Raw genomic sequence first — 16,668 nt, 5'->3', positions numbered from 1 at the left:
GGCGGTGGGCGTACGGGGGCGGGCTCGGGCACGGGCTCGGGTTCGGGGGCGGCCTCGGGCTCTGGCGTCGCGCGGCCCGGTGGCTCCTCCGCGACCGGTGCGGGCGTGGGTACGACGACCGGCTCCGGCATCGGGGGCGGGGGCGGGGTCGGCGCGGGGCGCGGGGCCGGCACCGGGCGTGCGTCATCACCCTCGGGCCCCGTCTCCTCCACCGGATGCGCCGGCGCCTCGACTTCCGGCGCCGGGGCGGCCGTTCGGGCACGGCGGGACGACCCGCCCAGGTACGTACCGCAGCTGCCGCAGAAGTCCTCGTCCTCGCCGTTGGCGGCGCCGCACGCCGGGCACGAGCGCGTCATGTCACTCTCCTGTCTCATCCGGTGCGCCTGGCAGGATCTCCACCCGGCAGCTGAGGTGAGCGGGGCACGAGGCCCGGACGACGGCCAGGACGCGGGCCGCGTCCACCGGCCTTCCGGCAGGCGCCCGGACCCGTACCAGCAGTTCGCCGGTCGGGGGCGCAGGGAGCTGTCCCCCCGGCTCCGACGACCAGGCGGCGCCGCCGCCGTCGTGGATGTCGGCCTCCACGCCGAAGCAGAGCCGGAGGTGTTCGGTGAGGCCGCGGCGGGTTCCGCGCCACCGATGGAGCTCGACGGCGCGGGTGACGACGGCCCGGCGCAGTTCCTCCGGCCAGGCGGGGTCGAGGTCTGCACCCACCCAGGACGACAGCCAGGACAGGAAGTCGTCCGGGGTCAGGGCGGGGTCGAAGTAGGCCGGGAGGTTGTCGAGGGTGGACAGGACCGGTGCCAGGACGGTGTCCAGGCCCGCCGTGAAGCGTTGCGCGAGGTCGTCGTCCGCGTACAGGGCCGGCAGCAGCCCGCCGATCGGGTAGCGGCTGGGGAGCCCGGGGACCGCGGCCCTGGTCATGGGCGCTCACCGGACCCGGCCGCCGTGACGACGACCTGGTGCTGGTGGGAGAAGACCAGAGCGTTCGCGGCGACGTCGATCCGGTCCACCGCCGCTCCCCGCCGCCCGGTGAGCGGGTCGGCGGGGAACAGCCGTACCTCGTCCACCAGACGGACTCCGGGCACGCTCTGCAGTACGGCGAAGATCTCGCCGTACTGCACGGGCCTGCCGAAGGGCCAGCCGCTTCGGTCCGTGCCGCCCCGCAGCGGGTCGATGTGGCGGAACAGCGCGTCGAGCGCCTCGGCCCGGACGCGGTCCATGTCGCCTTCGGCCGCCACGAGTTCGGCGACGACGGTGACGCCCTGGTAGGCGGGCGGCTCCACGATCAGCCGGGTGCCGACCAGCCGCCGTTCGTCGAGCCGCTCGGTGACCGCCGACAGCACCGAGTCCGGCGGGATCAGCTGCTCGAACCGCAGCCGGCCGCCTTCGTCGGGCACCGCGTCGGGCACCGTCAGGACCCGCACCGCACCGCCCTCGCCCGCGACGGCGGGCAGGCAGCGGACCCTGCGCAGCGAGGGCGCCGCCTCACGGGCGATGACCTCGTAGTCCTCGGCCGTGACCGCCCGCTCCTGGACCCGGAGGATGTTGGGCGCGCGCACCTTCGCGTTCTCGACGCTCTCGCCGTCGACCCCGCCGCGGGCCGCCTCGCGGTTGTCGACGCCTGCGACGTACGGCACCGAGCTGCGCAGCACGCGGATGGCGCCGCGGGCCACGTTCCCGGCGGCCCCGCCGCCCGTCCGGTAGCGGGGGACCCGGAGCTGGGCGCCCTTGGGGGGCACCGCTCCGTAGCCGCGCATCGTGCCGTCGGCCTCACGTACCTCCGGCGGAAAGGCGAACTCGCCGGTGACCGCGTCGATCAGCACGTGCCGGTCGTCCGGGGACGAGGTGCCGAAGTGATCCACCGGTGTCCAGACCTGCCAGCCCTCGGCGGAGGACACCTGGACGACCGGCGGCTCCCCGTCCAGCAGGAGCGGCACCCTGCCCACGGAGAACTTCTGGCCGGCGACCCCTTCGGAGACGCCGAGCGGAACGTCCAGGACGGTCTCCGCGTGTTCGACGCCGGCGGTGCCGCCGACGGTGAACACCTCGGCCTCGCGGATCGTCGGCGACTCCGAGTAGAAGGGCTGCCCCGGTTCGGGCGCGGTGACCTTGCACCGCAGCCACCCGGCCCTGACCCCGGCCGTCACCGAGGCGGTGTGCCCGGCGGGTACGAACACGATCACCTCGCCGGGCCTGTTCAGCCCTCCGGTGCTGTCGCTCCCCGTCACGCAGGGCACCCAGCGGGCGCCGTCCCACGCCTCCCAGACGAGCGGCGGCTGCCGGGGGTCCACGCCGACGCCCTCCACCCGGCTGTCGAGACGTACGGCGACGATGCACCGGGGCACGGCGGTGGGCAGCCCGAACAGCAGGGCGTCACCCGGCTCCGGGCGGGACTGGAAGCAGGGGATGTCGTTGCCCGCGCCGAGCGGGGCCGTGCGGTCGGTCTGGTCTCCGGACGCGGGTGCGGTGACCAGCCTGATCAGTGAACTCGGCACGATCGCCAGGTCATCGGCGGTCGAGAAGACCACGGCCTCCTCCGTCTCACCGCGGGCGGTGGCGACCTCCGTGCCTGCCGGGAGCCGCACGGTGTCCGGCTGGGGGGCGGACAGCCAGAAGTCGACGTCGGCGCGGGCGACCGTCGGCGGGAACAACCGGACACCCAGCAGGTCGAGGAAGGCGGAGTAGTTCCGGTCGGGCACCCGGTTCAGCCGGTACAGCAGCTGGTCGACCATGTACGCGAAGGTCTCGATGAGCGTGACCCCGGGGTCCGACACGTTGTGGTCGGTCCATTCCGGAGAGCGCTGCTGGACGTATCGCTTGGCCTCGTCGACGAGTTGCTGGAAGCGCCGGTCGTCCAGGTTGGGAGAGGGAAGAGACATCAGGCGGCCCCCGCTTCTTCCGGATTCCCCGAGGACGGGATGGTGTAGAAGGGGAAGACGAGGTTGCGCAGGTCGTTGGTGGACCGCACGGTGTAGTGCACGTCGATGTAGAGGGTTCCCTCGTCGACCGTGTCGTAGGCGACCACCACGTCCGTCACCTCGATTCGCGGTTCCCAGCGTTCCAGTGACACACGCACCTCGTGCGCGATGCGCCCGGCGGTGGCGGCGTCGCCCGGCGCGAAGACGTAGTCGTGGATGCCGCAGCCGAACTCGGGCCGCATCGGCCGCTCCCCCGGTGCGGTGCCGAGCACCAGGCCGATGGCCTCCTCGATCTCCTGTTCCCGCTCGACCATGCCGATGCCGCCCGTGGCGCCGACCCGCAGCGGGAAGCCCCAGCCCCGTCCGATGAATCCGCCCTCGCTCACACCGGGCCTCCGATCAGGACGTTCGGCGCACCGCTGATGATCTTGGCGCCGCAACTGGTGGTGTCCCCCATGCGGGCGGCCGGCAGCCCGCCGATCAGGACCATGCCGCCGACCGCTGCGGCCGGCGAGGGCATGATGACGTTCCCCGGTCCGAGCAGGGCGTGCGGCGGGATGACGCACACGTGCAGGCTGCCGGCGACGGCGGCCGGCCTGCCGCCGATCAGCACGGTGGCGACGGCCACCGCACCCGGTGGCGGGGTGCCGATGAGGCCGCCGTGGACGGTGGGGTCGCCCGTGCGGGCTGCGGGGGGCATGGCTGCTGGTCTCCTTGCTGGGCGAGGGAGTTGCTGGGATGGTCACGGGGGGCGGTTCGGGGGCTTCGGGGCGGTTCGGGGTCAGTTGATCCGGATGAGCCTGGCCTTGAGGACGGCGAGCAGTCCGCCGTCCACGGTGACCCCGGTCTTGCCGTTGATGGTCACCGAGGCCCCCTTGACCTCCACGTTCCCCGTACCGGCGTCGAGCGTGATCCCGGACCGGCCGAGGGAGAGCGAGCTCAGCACCCGGGAGGTGCCGCGGGCGAAGACCTTCAGTGCGATCTCCCCCCTCCGCTCGTCCAGGGTGACCTCCAACTGCTTGTCCCCGGTGGCCAGTCGGACTCCGGACGGGCCGCGCGGGGCGTCCAGCAGTTCGATCCGGTTGCCCGAACGGGACACCAGGGAACGCCGGTTGACCTTTCCGCTGGTCGGGTCGACCAGCGGCACGTCATGGGGTGACGGCTTGTCGACCCCGTTGTAGAGGCCGCCCAGCACATAGGGGCTGTCCAGCAGGCCCTGTTCGAAGCCGACCAGCACCTCGTCGTTGACCTCGGGGCTGAACACCCCGCCGCCTCCCTGGCCGCCCCACTGCACCGTACGGACCCAGTCGGACACATAGGTGTCGTCGAGCCAGGGGAACTTCAGCCGGACCGAGCCGCGTTCGCCCTTGCCCCTGCCCTCACGGATGTCGGTGACCACCCCGGTCGCGAGGCCCGGCATCCGGGCGCCGCGCGGGGAGGAGTCGCCGCCGGTGAGTCCGGTCAGGGAGCGGTCCGGCGAGGAGCTGACCAGCACGGTCGTGCGGTAGCCGCCGTGCGGGTCCAGAGAGTGGTGGGCCGCCGTCGCCGTGTACCGGCCGGCGAACGCGGGCCCGACATTGCCGAGGGCAACCGGCTCGCCGGCCCTGAGCCGGGGGTTGCCCTCGGCGACCGCCTCGATCTCCCCGAATCCGGAGCTGACCTGCGCGGCCACCGCACCGGCGACCGCGCCGGCCTCGGCCTGCGTCCGGTACGGGGTGTCGGTGACCGTCATCCGGGCCTTCGGGCCGAACGCCCCGGCCGCGACGGACGGGCTCATCCCGGGGACCACGGTGGTGGAGCGGACGGATGGCTCGCGCGCCACGAGGCGGGTCTTGGTCTCCACGTCCCAGCCGCGCACCTCGACGCTGTCCGCCCCGTCCGCTCCGGTCAGCACAGCCCTCAGGGCCAGCAGATTGCGCCCGAACTCCAGCACCATCGGATTCCGGGTGGCGGACGTGGACGGGGACGGCGCCGAGGACGCGGGCTTCGGCTTCACGAACTGCAGCAGCCCCTTCTCGTCCACCCGTACATATGCGCCGCACTCGCCCGCGAGGTACTGGAGGAAGTCCCAGTCCGAGATGTTGGGCTGGGTGAGCTGCTTGTACATGACGGGCGCCGCCTCGACCTTCCCGCAGGCGAGCCCGGCACCGGCGGCGACCTTGCGGACGATGTCGGCGGCCTTCATGTTCCGGAAGGCCACCACCTTGCGCCCGCGCCGGAGCCGGTGCGCCTTGGAGAAGGCCCGCACGACGGTGAAGGACCCGGTGGTGTCGCTGTCGAGTTCGAGCGCGGTGACCTCGCCCGTGAACAGCCGCTCCCGCGCCCGCTCCTGGACCGTGACCACCGAGATCTTCAAGGGGGTGCCGATGGTGATCCCGGTGGCGGTGAGCAGCGTGTGGTACGGGTCCCGGTACGTCAGTACGGCGGTGTCCGGAAGGCCGATGTTCTCGTCGACCACACAGCTCACCAGCTGGGAGGCCCAGGCCTGGGGAAGCTCGGCGGGGGCCTCGATGATCGGGTCGGCGGCGAAGGAGCGGGCGGGTGCGGTCACCGGGTGTCCTCCGGGATGTGGTCTTCCAGCGCGGGTACGAGGAGTTCCCTGCCGGGGGCCAGTTGCATGGGGTCGTCGATGTCGTTGGCCTCGGCGATCGTGCGCCACGCGGTGGCGTCGCCGTATTCACGCCAGGCGAGCAGCGGCAGGCTGTCACCGGCGACGACCCGGTGGGTACGGCGTGCCTCCCGCGATCCGGACGTGGGGTTCTGGCCGGCCGGCCCGACGCTCGCCTCCTCGATCGAGAGGGAGCAGGTGGCGCGCAGCGGCTTCCCGTCCACGTCGAACAGCGTGTACGAGACGGAGAGACTGGACAGGACCCCGTCGAAGGATGTCGTCTTCGACGTTCCCCAGTCGAAGCGCACCCACGGACTCGACGGCTTCTTGCGGCCCAGGCTGCTCGGGGTGGGCACACAGGCCGTCATCAGCTGCTCCACGGCCTTCTCCACCGAGTTGTCGTGGGTGGCGGTGGCGTCCAGGAAGACGTCCAGGGAAAGCGAACGGGGCCCGCTGCCCACGAACTCCGGCAGCGCGGACTCGCCGGCCGTCCGGGAGGGCGTACGCCGCCACTCGGTGCTCTTGGTCAGGGACAGCGTCGCCGGATTGAACTGCAACGTGAGCCGGGCGAGGGTGCCACCGGGTTTGGCGCCCACGTCCGCCGGAGGTTCCAGGATGGTCAGCTGGGCACGGGCACGGCTCGTACGGGCAGTCGCCGCCATGGTGTTCCTCCTTCCTGCTCGTCTGCGTCGTCGGCTCGGGCACAGCGGAACGGACGGCCCATCAGGACGGCACCAGGCCCTCGTGCGCGATCTCCAGGGTCTCGATCGCCGCCTCGGAGCTGGACGGGTCGAAGGAGGGCCCCTGCCAGCGCACCGGGACGATGCCCTGCACCTGCCAGCTGATGATCCGGCTGAGGTCCGGCCGCAGCGCGACGATCTCGCCGTCCTTGCGTTCCACCCGCTGGGTGGTCTCGTTCAGCCATCGCGCGATCTTCAGTGTGTCGGCGGTGACGGGACGGGTCAGCGTGATGTTGGTCCAGGTGATCCGCCCCGGCAGCTGCCAGGTGAAGCCGTTGTTGCCGCCCTCGGCGTACTGCTCCAGCTCCACCTCGGCACCCAGACCCGAGCAGGTGTGGAAGGCCCCGAGGTCGCTTCCCCCGATGGCGAGTTTGAAGAACACACTCGTCGCGAAGATGTTGTCCGTCATGTGTTTCGCTTCTTCTCTGCTGTCCGTGGGGTGGCGGGGCTTCTCGGCTGTGGATGGGGGTTTCCGCTGTCCGTGGCTGCCTGCGTCAGCGGCGGCCGTCGTACGGCCGTCCGGAGCGTTCGCGTCCTCTGCGCAGGTCCGCCCGGAGCAGCCTGCTGACGGGGTCGATCAGCCGGCGGGCGAGTTCCTCGACGTCCGCGCCGGCGGGCTCGTTCCGCTGCGGCTCAGCGGCTGCGCCCGGTGCCGGTGCGGCGGGGGCGGGGGCGCGGGCGGTCCTCGCCTGGACCACCCGTACCGGGACCCCGGAGAATCCCGCTTCGGCCACCGCCCGCTGGAGCGCCTGGGCCGACGGGCCCGGGGCCCGGTTGCCGGTGGCAGGGCTTCGTGGTGCGGGACTTCCCGGGCCCCCGCCTCCCTGGGCTCCGCCGGGCCGGGCCGGTGCGGGGTGCGGTGCGCGCACGGTGAGCTCGTGCGGCCCGTCGGACGGGGCCTCACCCATCGGCACCGGTCCGGTGGTGGGTGCGCCGGATTCGGGTACCACCGGCATCGAGAGGCGCTGCACCGGCACGGCGACACCTCCGGGCCGGGGCGACCCGGGCGGATGCGGGCGCACCACCGGGACGGGCGGTGCCGGGGACGGGGCGGGCTGCTGGGCCTGGGACGGGGCGGCGCGGGACGGCGGTTCGGGTGTCCGGGCGGTGTGGTGCGCCGACGGATCCGGTCCGGGCACGCGGTCGCCGGCCGGGGTCGGCACGGAAGGTGTCGCGCCACGCGCCGAGCGCTGGACCAGCCGTACGAGGGAGCGGACGACGGGCCCTCCGGACGACCGGACCGTGGCGGGGCGGCCCGTGCCCTCTGCTCCCACCGGCCCGGCTCCCGCAAGCCCGGCTCCCGCACCCCGGGCTGTCGCGCCCGCGCCCGGTGCGACTCCTCGCGGGGCGGTGCGGGATGCGGCGGGCGCCTGCACTCCCGCCTTCGGACCGGTTTCCTGAGCAGAGGCCGGGGCAGGGCGTTGCGGGGTGGGCAAGGCGGGGTGGTCGCCCCGTCGTTCCGTGGCGCGCTGGACCGGGGCGACGGAGGCGGCCGGGATGTCCCGCCGCCTCTCCGTCCGGGCGTCGCCACCGTCCGGCGCACCGCCGGATCCCCGCGGGGCGTCCCGGCGCCAGGTCGCCGCCACGACCGGACGGGTGGAGGCGGCCGACGCCGGCCCCGAGAAGCCCTCGGCCGCACCGGTACGCACGGCCAGCGACCGTCCGGCGAGCAGGGCGCGCGACCGCTGGACCGCCGGGACGGACCCGGCTGCCGTTCCGCCGGTGGCGGGACCCGGCGTGTGACCGTCGTTGCCTCGGGTGGCGATCCGCCGGACACGTACCGGGGTGGCGGGAGCGGAAGGGCCGGCCTGAGTCGACGGGGTGATGGTGCTCGTGGACGTACGGGTCGAGTCTGCGGCGCGTTGGCCCTCGGCCGGCTGCCCGGCGGCGGGGTGGGTCCTCGATCGCAGCGGCATGCCGACCGAGGCGTGCTGGTCAACCCCCGGCGCAGGCACGGACGTTGACGACTCCCCCGCCGACGGGCCGGCGCTCAGCGGGCCCGTGGTTCCGGGCCGCACGCGCCGGGCGTCGCCGAGCAGCGGGGCGGCGTTCGTGGTGCCGGCGGTCGGGGGGAGCGCGGGGAGGGGTATACCGAGTCCGCCCCGGGTACGGGCCTGTGCGCCCGGGCCACCGGGCCCGGGGGCCGGCGACCGTTGCGCGGAGACGGGTCCGGACGCCGGTGCCTCGCCGGTAACCGGTGCCGCGCCGGGAACCGGCTCCTGGCGCTCCGACGCCTGCTGGTCCTTCGGCAGCCGTTCCCTCAGCGGCCGGTCTGCCGGCGGCTCTTCCCTCGACGGCCCTTCCGCCGGCTGCCGACCCCGCTGCCGGGGCTGCACCGACGACGGGACCCCCGGGGCAGGAGGAGCAGCCGCCGGAGCAGCCGTTTCCTGCGTCTGCCGCTGGACCACGGGCAGTGCCGCGTCCCCGGGCTCCACGGCCGGCCCTGCGGATGCGACTCCACCCTGGCCGCCCTGTCCGGCCTGCCCTCCATGTCCGGCCGGCCCGAACGGGGCCGCTCCGGACGGGAGTTCCCGCAGGGCCTTGCCCAGGGCGGGACGTACAGGAGGCGTGGCGGGCGTACCCGGGTCACGCTCCGGCTGAATGGTGGGCCCGGGCTCCGCAGGGCCCGTGGGGACCAGGCCCGGCGCGGCCGATGGCCCGACTCCCGTATCCGATGGGGGTGTTGCGGCTGGAGCGAAGGCGGCCAGACTCCGCAGAGCCCTCGCCGGCCGTCGGGCGACGATCAGGGATGGCGCGGTGCGCCGGGGGCGGACCCGGGCGGGCCGCTGCTGCGGCTGCGTGGACGGGGCGGGGCCGGTGTCCGCGGACGTGCGGCCCGTCCGGGCGGCGGACGGCCCGGGGCCGGGTGCGGGATCGGGTCCGGTCCGGGCGGTCGCGGCGTCGGAGCCGGATGCGGTCCGGGGCTGCGTGCCGCCCGGCCGCCGGACGGCGGGCGCACGGCCCGGGGCGCCGGACGGCGAGGGCTGTACCGGCTGCTCCTGTCCGCCGGCGGCGGCGCGCAGCAGGAGGGGCGCTCCGGGGGCGCTGGAACGGGCCGTGCCCGGCCGCGCCACACCGTGGATGAGGCCCACCGGTGCGGAGGGCAGGACCGCATGGCCGAGTTCGCTGCCGAACCCGAGGTTCTGCCACGAGGCGAGCCGGGACCTGAAGCGCAGTCCGTCGCTCACCCCGATCGAGGACCGGGCGACGGTCACGGCCGGTGGCGCGACCCGACGCCAGCCACCGTCCCAGTCCGCGTCCGGACGTGCGGGCCGGACACCGCCCTGCCCGGCACCGGGTTCCCGGCCGCCATCGGTGCCGCCCGCGGGTTCCGGACCGTTCCCGGTGCCGCCCCCGGCCGGTGCCCCGACCGGCCCCGGGGCCGCTCCCGGGACGGGGCTGCCGGCCTGCCGCCGGCTCCCGCCGCGGAACCAGTTCCTGAACTCCACGCCCTCACCCGCTCTCGTTGACGCGGGTGTTGATCCGCGCTATCTCCCTCACCCACTCCTGCCGCTCACCATGGGTGAGGTCGAGGATTTCCTCACGCTGCCAGTGGAAGTGGTAGGCGATGTACGCGAGCTCCTCCCGCAGCCGGGCAGGCGCGTACGTCACTATTCCCCCAGGCGTTCACCCGACAGATCCACCTCGAACGACCCGTGGCACAGCGGACATGTCACCGCGGCGTGGGTGTGGCCCTCGCTGTTGATGCGGCGGTAGAAGTCCTGGAGGAACGCCACGTCCGTGGCGTACATCCGCTCGACCACCCCGGCGTGCACGTCCGTGACGGTGCCGAGCCGGGTGATCACCTGGCTGAGCAGCACCACGCTCAGGTACGCCGGGTTCTCCTTGACCCGCAGGTCGATCTGCGGGCGCAGCTCGTCCCGTGCGGTGGCCAGTCGCATCGACCCGCTCCGGTGGACCTGGCCCGCGTCGTCGACGTAACCCCGCGGAAGCTCGAAGTCGAACTCCGTACGCATGTCCTGGCGGTCCGGCTCCCGGGCGGGAGGAGGCGTCGGGGCTTCCTCCCCCGGGGCGGGCGCGGCGGTGGCGAGGCTGTCGAGAACCTCTTCGAGGCCGCCGCCGGAAACAGTCCTGCGCCTCATTCGACCACGATCTCCTCGAAGGTGATGGTGACCGTCTCCGTCGCGGCGCTCGACTCACCGGCCTTCAGCGAGGGGCCCTCCCACTTGCTGGCCCATCCCTGCATCAGCTGGATGCGGCGGACGGTCTCGCCCTTGGAGTCCTTGATCTCGATGGTGAGGTTCTGGCGTGCGGTGTCGACGGCTCCGTTGTTGAGCGTCTCCTTGATCCACTTGGTGAACTCGCTGCTCTTGTCGAGCCCGCGGGTGATCGTCACCTCTCCGGCCTGGCGCGCACCGGGCTGCTTGCGGATGATCTGCTTGCCCTCGGCGGTCACCTGCCGGACCTCGACGACTTCCTCCTCGACGGTCAGACCGCTGATCTCCTGGATCGACTCCACGAGATAGCCGCCGAGCTGTACGCCGAAGACGTGGGTGGAAAGAGCATCGCCCTCTGCCATGACTGTGTGTCACCTGTTCCGTTCGTTGCCTGCTGGGGTCACTGCTCGACGGGGACGGCGGGTGCGGGTCACTCGTCGACGAGGCTGGTGCTGTCCGAGAACTGCGAGAGGCGGAAGATCACGAACTCCGCGGGCTTCACCGGGGCGACGCCGATCTCGCACACGACCTGGCCGAGGTCGATGGACTCCTGCGGGTTGTTGTCGCGGTCGCACTTGACGTAGAAGGCCTCTTCCGCCGTCCGGCCGAAGAGCGCACCCCGGCGCCACTCCTCGGTGAGGAAGGCGGTGACGTTGCGCCGGATGCTCGACCAGAGGCGGTCGTCGTTCGGCTCGAAGACCACCCACTGGGTGCCCAGGAGGATGGACTCCTCCAGGTAGTTGAAGAGGCGGCGTACGTTGAGGTAGCGCCAGGCGGGATCGGACGAGAGCGTGCGTGCGCCCCAGATCCGGATTCCCCGCCCGGGGAAGGCGCGGACACAGTTGACGCCGATCGGGTTGAGCAGGTCCTGCTCGCCCTTGCTCAGGCGCAGTTCGAGGTCCAGCGCCCCGCGGATGACCTCGTTGGCGGGCGCCTTGTGCACCCCGCGCTCGCCGTCGCTGCGGGCCCAGACCCCGGCGACGTGGCCGCTCGGCGGGATCAGGGTCTGCTGTCCGGTCGCCGGGTCGAGGACCTTGAGCCAGGGGTAGTACAGGGTCGCGTAGCGCGAGTCGTATCCGGCGTCCTCGTTGCGCCAGGCGCGGACGCGCTGGGCGTTCATTCCGGGCGGGGCGTCCAGGACGGCGACCCGGTCGCCCATCTGCTCGCAGTGGGCGATGACGGCCAGTTGCACGGCCTTGACGCCGTCGTCGTCGATGTCGCCGCGCCGGTGGGCGCTCATCAGGTCCGGGACGGCGACGATGGTGATCTCGTCGATCGCCTCCAGGGCCGCGATGCCCGTACGGGCCGACGCGTCGCCCACGTACTCGCTCGGGCCGGCCGGGACGGTGCCGCCGGCGGCCGGGGAGGCGGGCGCGAGGGAGAGGGTCTGCGTCTCGGGGCGGGTCTGCGCCGCGCCGGGCTGCTCGGTGACCTCGATGAGCTTGGACTGACGGGCCTGGGTGACCAGGTAGCCCTTGACGTTCTTGCGTACGGAGGTGTCGTACGTCTCCGCCACCTTGCCGCCCTGCCGCACCAGCAGCCGGAACCGGTCCTCCGGAGGGTTCTCGCCCTCGGGGTCGGCGACCTCGACGGAGAGGCCGTCACCGGCGCCCGGCCGGGCGGAGACCAGGAAGCCGCCGATGGCGACGGACGGCGCCGCCGCGGGCGCGGAGCCCTGCGACGCGTCCTCGGCCGGGCCGCCGATGCGCACGATGTACGCGGCGCCGCCGCCGTTGCTGAAGTACCCGTGGACGGCGAGCGTCAGAGTGGCGTCGGGAGTGAAGGTGCCGAAGGACGCCACGTACTGGTCCCAGCTCGTCACCAGCGTCGGCCGGTGGAAGGGGCCGGTCTCCGCGAACCCGACGAAGGCTGCGACCGCGGTGCCGACTCCCTCGATGGGCCGTGCTCCGGACTGCACCTCCTCCACGTATACACCTGGGGTGAGGTACGACGGCATGCTCGCTCCTTCGGGTGGTCAGTCGTTCGCCTGTTCAGTCTTGCCCGGGGGTATCTGCGGGAAGTAGGCCCCAAAGTCCTGGCCCCGGGGCAGGGCGACTGCCTTCCCGGGCACCCCGGACGCCCGGTAAGGCCCTTGTGCGCCGCAGCCGTCGAGACGGGACGGCGGCCCCGCCCGGGCACACCCGTACGCGTGCGGCGAGGGTGTTGAGGACGGCGAGGGCTGCGAGGGACTGATTTCAGCCAGAAATCACTGGGCCCGCGCGGCCGGATCGGCCGGATTTCCACGGTCGGATCGCGGGCCGGGAGATCCTGGTCCTCCCCGGCGAGCAGGGTTTTCACAGACCGGGCGTCTTCCGCCATCCGATAAATCCAGGGAATGGACAGCGCGGGACCGGCATTCACCGGCCATCGCACCCTCCGCGGAATCCGTTCCCGATTTCACGCCGGTGTGTGTAAGGACACATCCCGGTGCGCGGGCCTGTGAAGATCCCCGCTGGCCAGACCCCCGATTGTCCACACGATCGAAACGAACGGGACGGAATCCGGCGCTATCGTTCCTACGGCACGATATCGCTCAGCACACCACTGACATTGAGCACTTGGTGGCATTCGGAGGCCTGCGTTCCGGTCGCCGGGGTCCCCGGTTTGGAACAGGTCACGGAGGCCGTGACAGCAGCGTTCTCCGGTATCCGAATGGGGGTGACCCAGTGATAGTCCTGGTTGCGGAACGTCTCCAGAGCGATCGTGGTGATCTTCCGCTCCCCGAAGGAGATCGTCAGCACCCCTTCGTCTCCCTGGAAGTTCGCCACCACGATGTCCGTGACGCCGAATACCTTTCCTTCCGGAACCTGATAGGTCCCGTCCTTCTTGGCTCCGGCACCGGTCTGCACGTCGATGGTCTCGGAACTCTGCTGGGAGTTGGCCGTGCCGGTGCCGCCCGTCGAGCCCGAGCCGCCCGTGGCGGCACCGCCGGTCCCCTCCGTACCCGGTCCGGCACCCTGACTCTGCTCGCCGTCCGGGGCGCCGCCGGTGCTCCCGCCGGCCGCCGAACCGCCCTGCGGCCGCTCCCTGTTCTCCTCCTGAGCCGCCTTGGCCCCCGCCTCCTTCGCGGTACTGCGGACGGCGGGCCGTACCAGCGCGAACCACGCCACCAGCAGCGCGAGCAGCGCCGCCAGCAGGATCAGCAGCCACTTCGGCAGCAAGGGAAGCTGAGCGAACTCGCCGGGCAGGGGCTCCGGCCGGCCGGGCTGCTCGCTCTCGGCGGCGGCCCCCTCGCGCTCCACGGCCCCGGCCTCGAACGGCCAGGTGACCGGAGCGCCGAACCAGATCAGCTTCCTGGCCCGCACCCGCAGGCCCGTATCGGCGGACTCGCCCGGCTTCAGGCTCCGGCTCTCCGGGGTGAAGGCGAGGCGCAGTTCCTCCCCCGCCTGCTTTGCGGTGAACACCACGTCGACGGGGGTGTTCCCCAGGTTCTGCACCGAGGTCCGGAACCGGGCGCCCAGCCAGCCCCTGCGCCGCCCCGGCTCCAGCTTCGCCCGGAGCTCATGGAAGGGCTCGACGACCACCGTCAGCTCGGGAACGGCCACCGACTCGGGGTGCTCCGCGGGCAGCACCCGTACACCCAGGGGGACTTCGCCCGCCCTGACCTCGTGGGAGCGGGGCGGCGCGAGCCGCACCGTCACGGTCTCGGAGGTGCCCGGGTAGAGGGAGACCCGCGCCGGTTCCACCGTGGTCCACGCCGCACAGTCGCCGACCACTTCGAGGGTGTACGCCTCGACGATGTCGCCGTCGTTGCGCACGGTCAGCGTGCTCGTCGCTCCGGCGCCGGGCGACACCGTCACCGTGGCTATGTCGAATTCGGCAGATGTGGTCACGATGCGACGCTAGGCCGCGCCCCGGCCCCGGCAGCAGAGGCGGAAGGGCAATGTGAGGGCAGCCCCGGTGCCCCGGCGGCACACTCCCGCCGGGTCCTGGCGCCCCGTCCCCGGGCCAGGTCCCCCTGCCCGGTCACCGGCCGGGCGAGCACGACGTCTGACGGATCGGACAGCGACGGAAGCCACTGAGGAAGACGACCACATGACCATGACAGAAGTGATGAAGACAGCGGCGGCGGGCGGCCGCAGCCGCGGGCCGACGGCGCCGGTGCCGGGGCCGGAGCACCCCGGGGACGGCACGCCGACGGCGGCCCCGGCACCGGCACCGGCCCCGGGAGGCAGGATCTCGGTAGCCGTGTACGCGGAGGACCTGATCCTTCAGACCGGCATGGTCCACCAGTTACGCCTCCGGCCGGAGATAGAACTGATACCGGAGGAGGAGGCCGACCGCGCGCAGGTCTCCCTGGTCGTGGTGGACATGGTGAACGAACCCGCCGTCCAGCTCCTGCACCGCCTCCAGCGCAACACCTCCACCCGCACCGGCCTCGTCGTCGGCTTCTTCGAGACGGGCGCGCTCCAGACGCTGATCGAGTACGGAGTCGCCGCCGTGCTGCGGCGCGGGGAGGCCGACCAGGACCGTCTCGTGCACCTGGTGACGGCGCTCGCGAAGGGCGAAGGAGTGCTGCCGGGCGACCTCCTGGGCAAGCTCCTCAGCCATGTCAGCAGCCTTCACCGCACGGTGCTGGACCCCCGCGGGCTCTCGCTCTCCACCCTCACGGCGCGGGAGGCGGAGATGATCAGGCTGGTGTCGGAGGGGTACGGCACCGCGGAGATAGCGCAGAAGACGTCGTACTCCGAACGGACCGTCAAGAACGTGCTCCACGAGGTGGCGACCCGGCTGGAACTGCGCAACCGGGCCCATGCGGTGGGCTACGCCATGCGGCACGGCCTCATCTGAGCCGCGCCCGCTGCCACCGGGACGGGTGGCCTCCCGCGGGAGGCCGCACCGACGGGCCCGCGGGGGCAACGGGTACTGCCCCCGCGGTGCCCCGGGGTCCCTGGGGCCGGCCGTCGCCCCGGCCTAGCGTGGCGGTATGCGTACCCATGAGAGTGCCGGTCCGTCTCCGGACTCCGTGTCCGCCTCCCCCGCACGGCGCCACCGTCCCGGCACCCTGGACCGGTTGCAGAGCACCCTGGGCAACGCGGCGACGGCACAGCTGATCACGGTGTCCCGGATGATGACCCCGGAGGCGTTCAAGGACAGCACCTCGACCCGGATGCCGCGCGGCCGCTCGGAGATCACCAAGGTGGACCGGGCGCTGGAGGCCTTCCAGCAGGTCCCGCAGGACGACCAGCGCGCCCAGTTGTTCGCGCTCAAGGACGTCATCGACGCATGCAGCGCCTACACCTCCCACAAGACGGAGGGCGGTGTACGGGTGACGGGCACCCAGGAGCTCTCCCGGCAGGCGGAACAGGCACGGATCGAGCTGGACCTCGAATCGGTCTACCGCGGCCTGATCACGGAGATCGATCAGCTGCAGGCCGAGGACCGCGACACGATGGTGCCGACCGACCAGGCCCACCGCACGGCCCAGTTGATCCCCGCCGAACGGTTCCACACCATGATGAGCGGCTACGTCCAGCAGCTCGACGCCCTCCGCGCGCACCCCACGCTGCCCGCCGAGACCCGCACCGTCATCGGGGAACTGATGACCGTCGTACCGCTGGTGACAGTGCTCCAGTACCCATGGAGCAGCATGCCGGGGATGAAGCTCAACCCGCCCGTGGAGGGCGAGGATCCGTCGTTCTCGTTCGGTGTGGCCACCCAGGCCCCGGGCGGCACCCCCTTCCTCCTCGGCCACATCGCCCACGAACTGACCCATGTGGCGGCCCATCAGGCCTTCGGCAGCAGCCCGGCGATGGAGCTTGTGGAGTCGGGGGCGAGCGTGGAACAGGTGAGGGCGCTGGCCCAGGAGCGCAGCAGGACCCTCGAAGAGCTGGCAACGGCGCTGGAGGAGAACAACGACTTCACCGGATTCCAGTACCGGCTGCTCGAGGAGAAACTGCACTACGGGGCACAGCCCAACAAGCTGGAGCGATACGCGCTCAACCTCGCGGGGAGGGACCGGATCACCGAGGAGCAGAAGCTCCGTCTGATCAGCTACGGCGAGGCGGCCGGGGGCGCGTCGGGCGCGCTGGTCGAGTACGACACGGTGATCAACCAGATGCTGATCTATATGCACCTGTGGGGGATCGACCAGGGACACCCCTTCTACGCACGGCTGCTGACGGCTTCCGGCACGGCCCGCGGCCGCCGGGACGACGCCCGCGAACGCGGGGCCGGGACGGCGTAGGACGCGACGGGCGCGGGGCCGGGACGGCGCACGCCGG

The 16,668-nt window shown here is 72.6% G+C and carries 15 protein-coding genes; 2 read left to right on the top strand and 13 right to left on the bottom strand.

What is annotated here, in order from left to right:
• Positions 1-357 precede the first annotated feature (357 nt).
• The 13 genes from OG782_RS21735 to OG782_RS21675 form a co-directional block, all read right to left on the bottom strand.
• Entirely contained in the window at positions 358-921 is a 564-nt protein-coding gene (locus OG782_RS21735; RefSeq protein ID WP_406453430.1) for a phage tail protein, read from the bottom strand.
• Positions 918-2,879, bottom strand: coding sequence for a putative baseplate assembly protein (locus OG782_RS21730; RefSeq protein ID WP_406453428.1), 1,962 nt, complete (start codon positions 2,877-2,879; stop codon positions 918-920). The genes OG782_RS21735 and OG782_RS21730 overlap by 4 nt, the downstream gene beginning before the upstream one ends.
• Positions 2,879-3,304, bottom strand: a complete 426-nt coding sequence (locus tag OG782_RS21725) for a GPW/gp25 family protein (protein WP_406453426.1) — start codon at positions 3,302-3,304, stop codon at positions 2,879-2,881. Before OG782_RS21725 ends, OG782_RS21730 begins: the two co-directional genes overlap by 1 nt.
• Positions 3,301-3,618 (bottom strand): PAAR domain-containing protein, encoded by a 318-nt coding sequence (locus tag OG782_RS21720; RefSeq protein WP_406453424.1) that lies wholly within the window; start codon positions 3,616-3,618, stop codon positions 3,301-3,303. Before OG782_RS21720 ends, OG782_RS21725 begins: the two co-directional genes overlap by 4 nt.
• Before the next feature lie 81 nt (positions 3,619-3,699).
• Entirely contained in the window at positions 3,700-5,469 is a 1,770-nt protein-coding gene (locus OG782_RS21715; protein WP_406453422.1) for a VgrG-related protein, read from the bottom strand.
• Positions 5,466-6,188: a LysM peptidoglycan-binding domain-containing protein gene (locus OG782_RS21710; RefSeq protein WP_406453420.1), complete on the bottom strand. Its 723-nt coding sequence runs from the start codon at positions 6,186-6,188 to the stop codon at positions 5,466-5,468. Before OG782_RS21710 ends, OG782_RS21715 begins: the two co-directional genes overlap by 4 nt.
• 61 nt (positions 6,189-6,249) lie before the next feature.
• A complete protein-coding gene (locus tag OG782_RS21705; RefSeq protein ID WP_326737971.1) occupies positions 6,250-6,675 on the bottom strand; it encodes a phage tail protein in 426 nt (141 codons plus the stop codon).
• 85 nt (positions 6,676-6,760) lie between these two features.
• Entirely contained in the window at positions 6,761-8,182 is a 1,422-nt protein-coding gene (locus OG782_RS21700) for a hypothetical protein (protein ID WP_406453418.1), read from the bottom strand.
• Positions 8,183-9,719: 1,537 nt separating this feature from the next.
• Positions 9,720-9,878: a DUF6760 family protein gene (locus OG782_RS21695; RefSeq protein WP_018519429.1), complete on the bottom strand. Its 159-nt coding sequence runs from the start codon at positions 9,876-9,878 to the stop codon at positions 9,720-9,722.
• On the bottom strand, positions 9,878-10,369 hold the full coding sequence (locus OG782_RS21690) for a hypothetical protein (RefSeq protein ID WP_406453416.1): 492 nt from the start codon (positions 10,367-10,369) through the stop codon (positions 9,878-9,880). The genes OG782_RS21695 and OG782_RS21690 overlap by 1 nt, the downstream gene beginning before the upstream one ends.
• A complete protein-coding gene (locus OG782_RS21685) occupies positions 10,366-10,806 on the bottom strand; it encodes a phage tail protein (RefSeq protein ID WP_124720830.1) in 441 nt (146 codons plus the stop codon). The genes OG782_RS21690 and OG782_RS21685 overlap by 4 nt, the downstream gene beginning before the upstream one ends.
• A gap of 68 nt (positions 10,807-10,874) precedes the next feature.
• Positions 10,875-12,401, bottom strand: a complete 1,527-nt coding sequence (locus OG782_RS21680) for a phage tail sheath family protein (protein ID WP_406453413.1) — start codon at positions 12,399-12,401, stop codon at positions 10,875-10,877.
• 559 nt (positions 12,402-12,960) lie between these two features.
• The gene (locus tag OG782_RS21675) at positions 12,961-14,253 is read right to left on the bottom strand and encodes a hydrolytic protein (protein ID WP_406459203.1); all 1,293 of its coding nucleotides are present in this window, start codon (positions 14,251-14,253) and stop codon (positions 12,961-12,963) included.
• A gap of 226 nt (positions 14,254-14,479) precedes the next feature.
• Here OG782_RS21675 and OG782_RS21670 point away from each other — a divergent pair, with 226 nt between their 5' ends.
• Together OG782_RS21670 and OG782_RS21665 are read left to right on the top strand one after the other, a co-directional pair.
• Entirely contained in the window at positions 14,480-15,235 is a 756-nt protein-coding gene (locus tag OG782_RS21670; protein ID WP_406453411.1) for a response regulator transcription factor, read from the top strand.
• A 136-nt stretch (positions 15,236-15,371) separates the two neighbouring features.
• A complete protein-coding gene (locus OG782_RS21665; protein ID WP_406453409.1) occupies positions 15,372-16,631 on the top strand; it encodes a hypothetical protein in 1,260 nt (419 codons plus the stop codon).
• The last annotated feature ends 37 nt before the right edge of the window (positions 16,632-16,668 follow it).

This window comes from Streptomyces sp. NBC_00876 (genome assembly GCF_045207435.1).
Taxonomy (GTDB): domain Bacteria; phylum Actinomycetota; class Actinomycetes; order Streptomycetales; family Streptomycetaceae; genus Streptomyces.
Note: the sequence above shows the minus strand (reverse complement) of the source record. Positions and strands in the feature narration are given on the sequence as shown.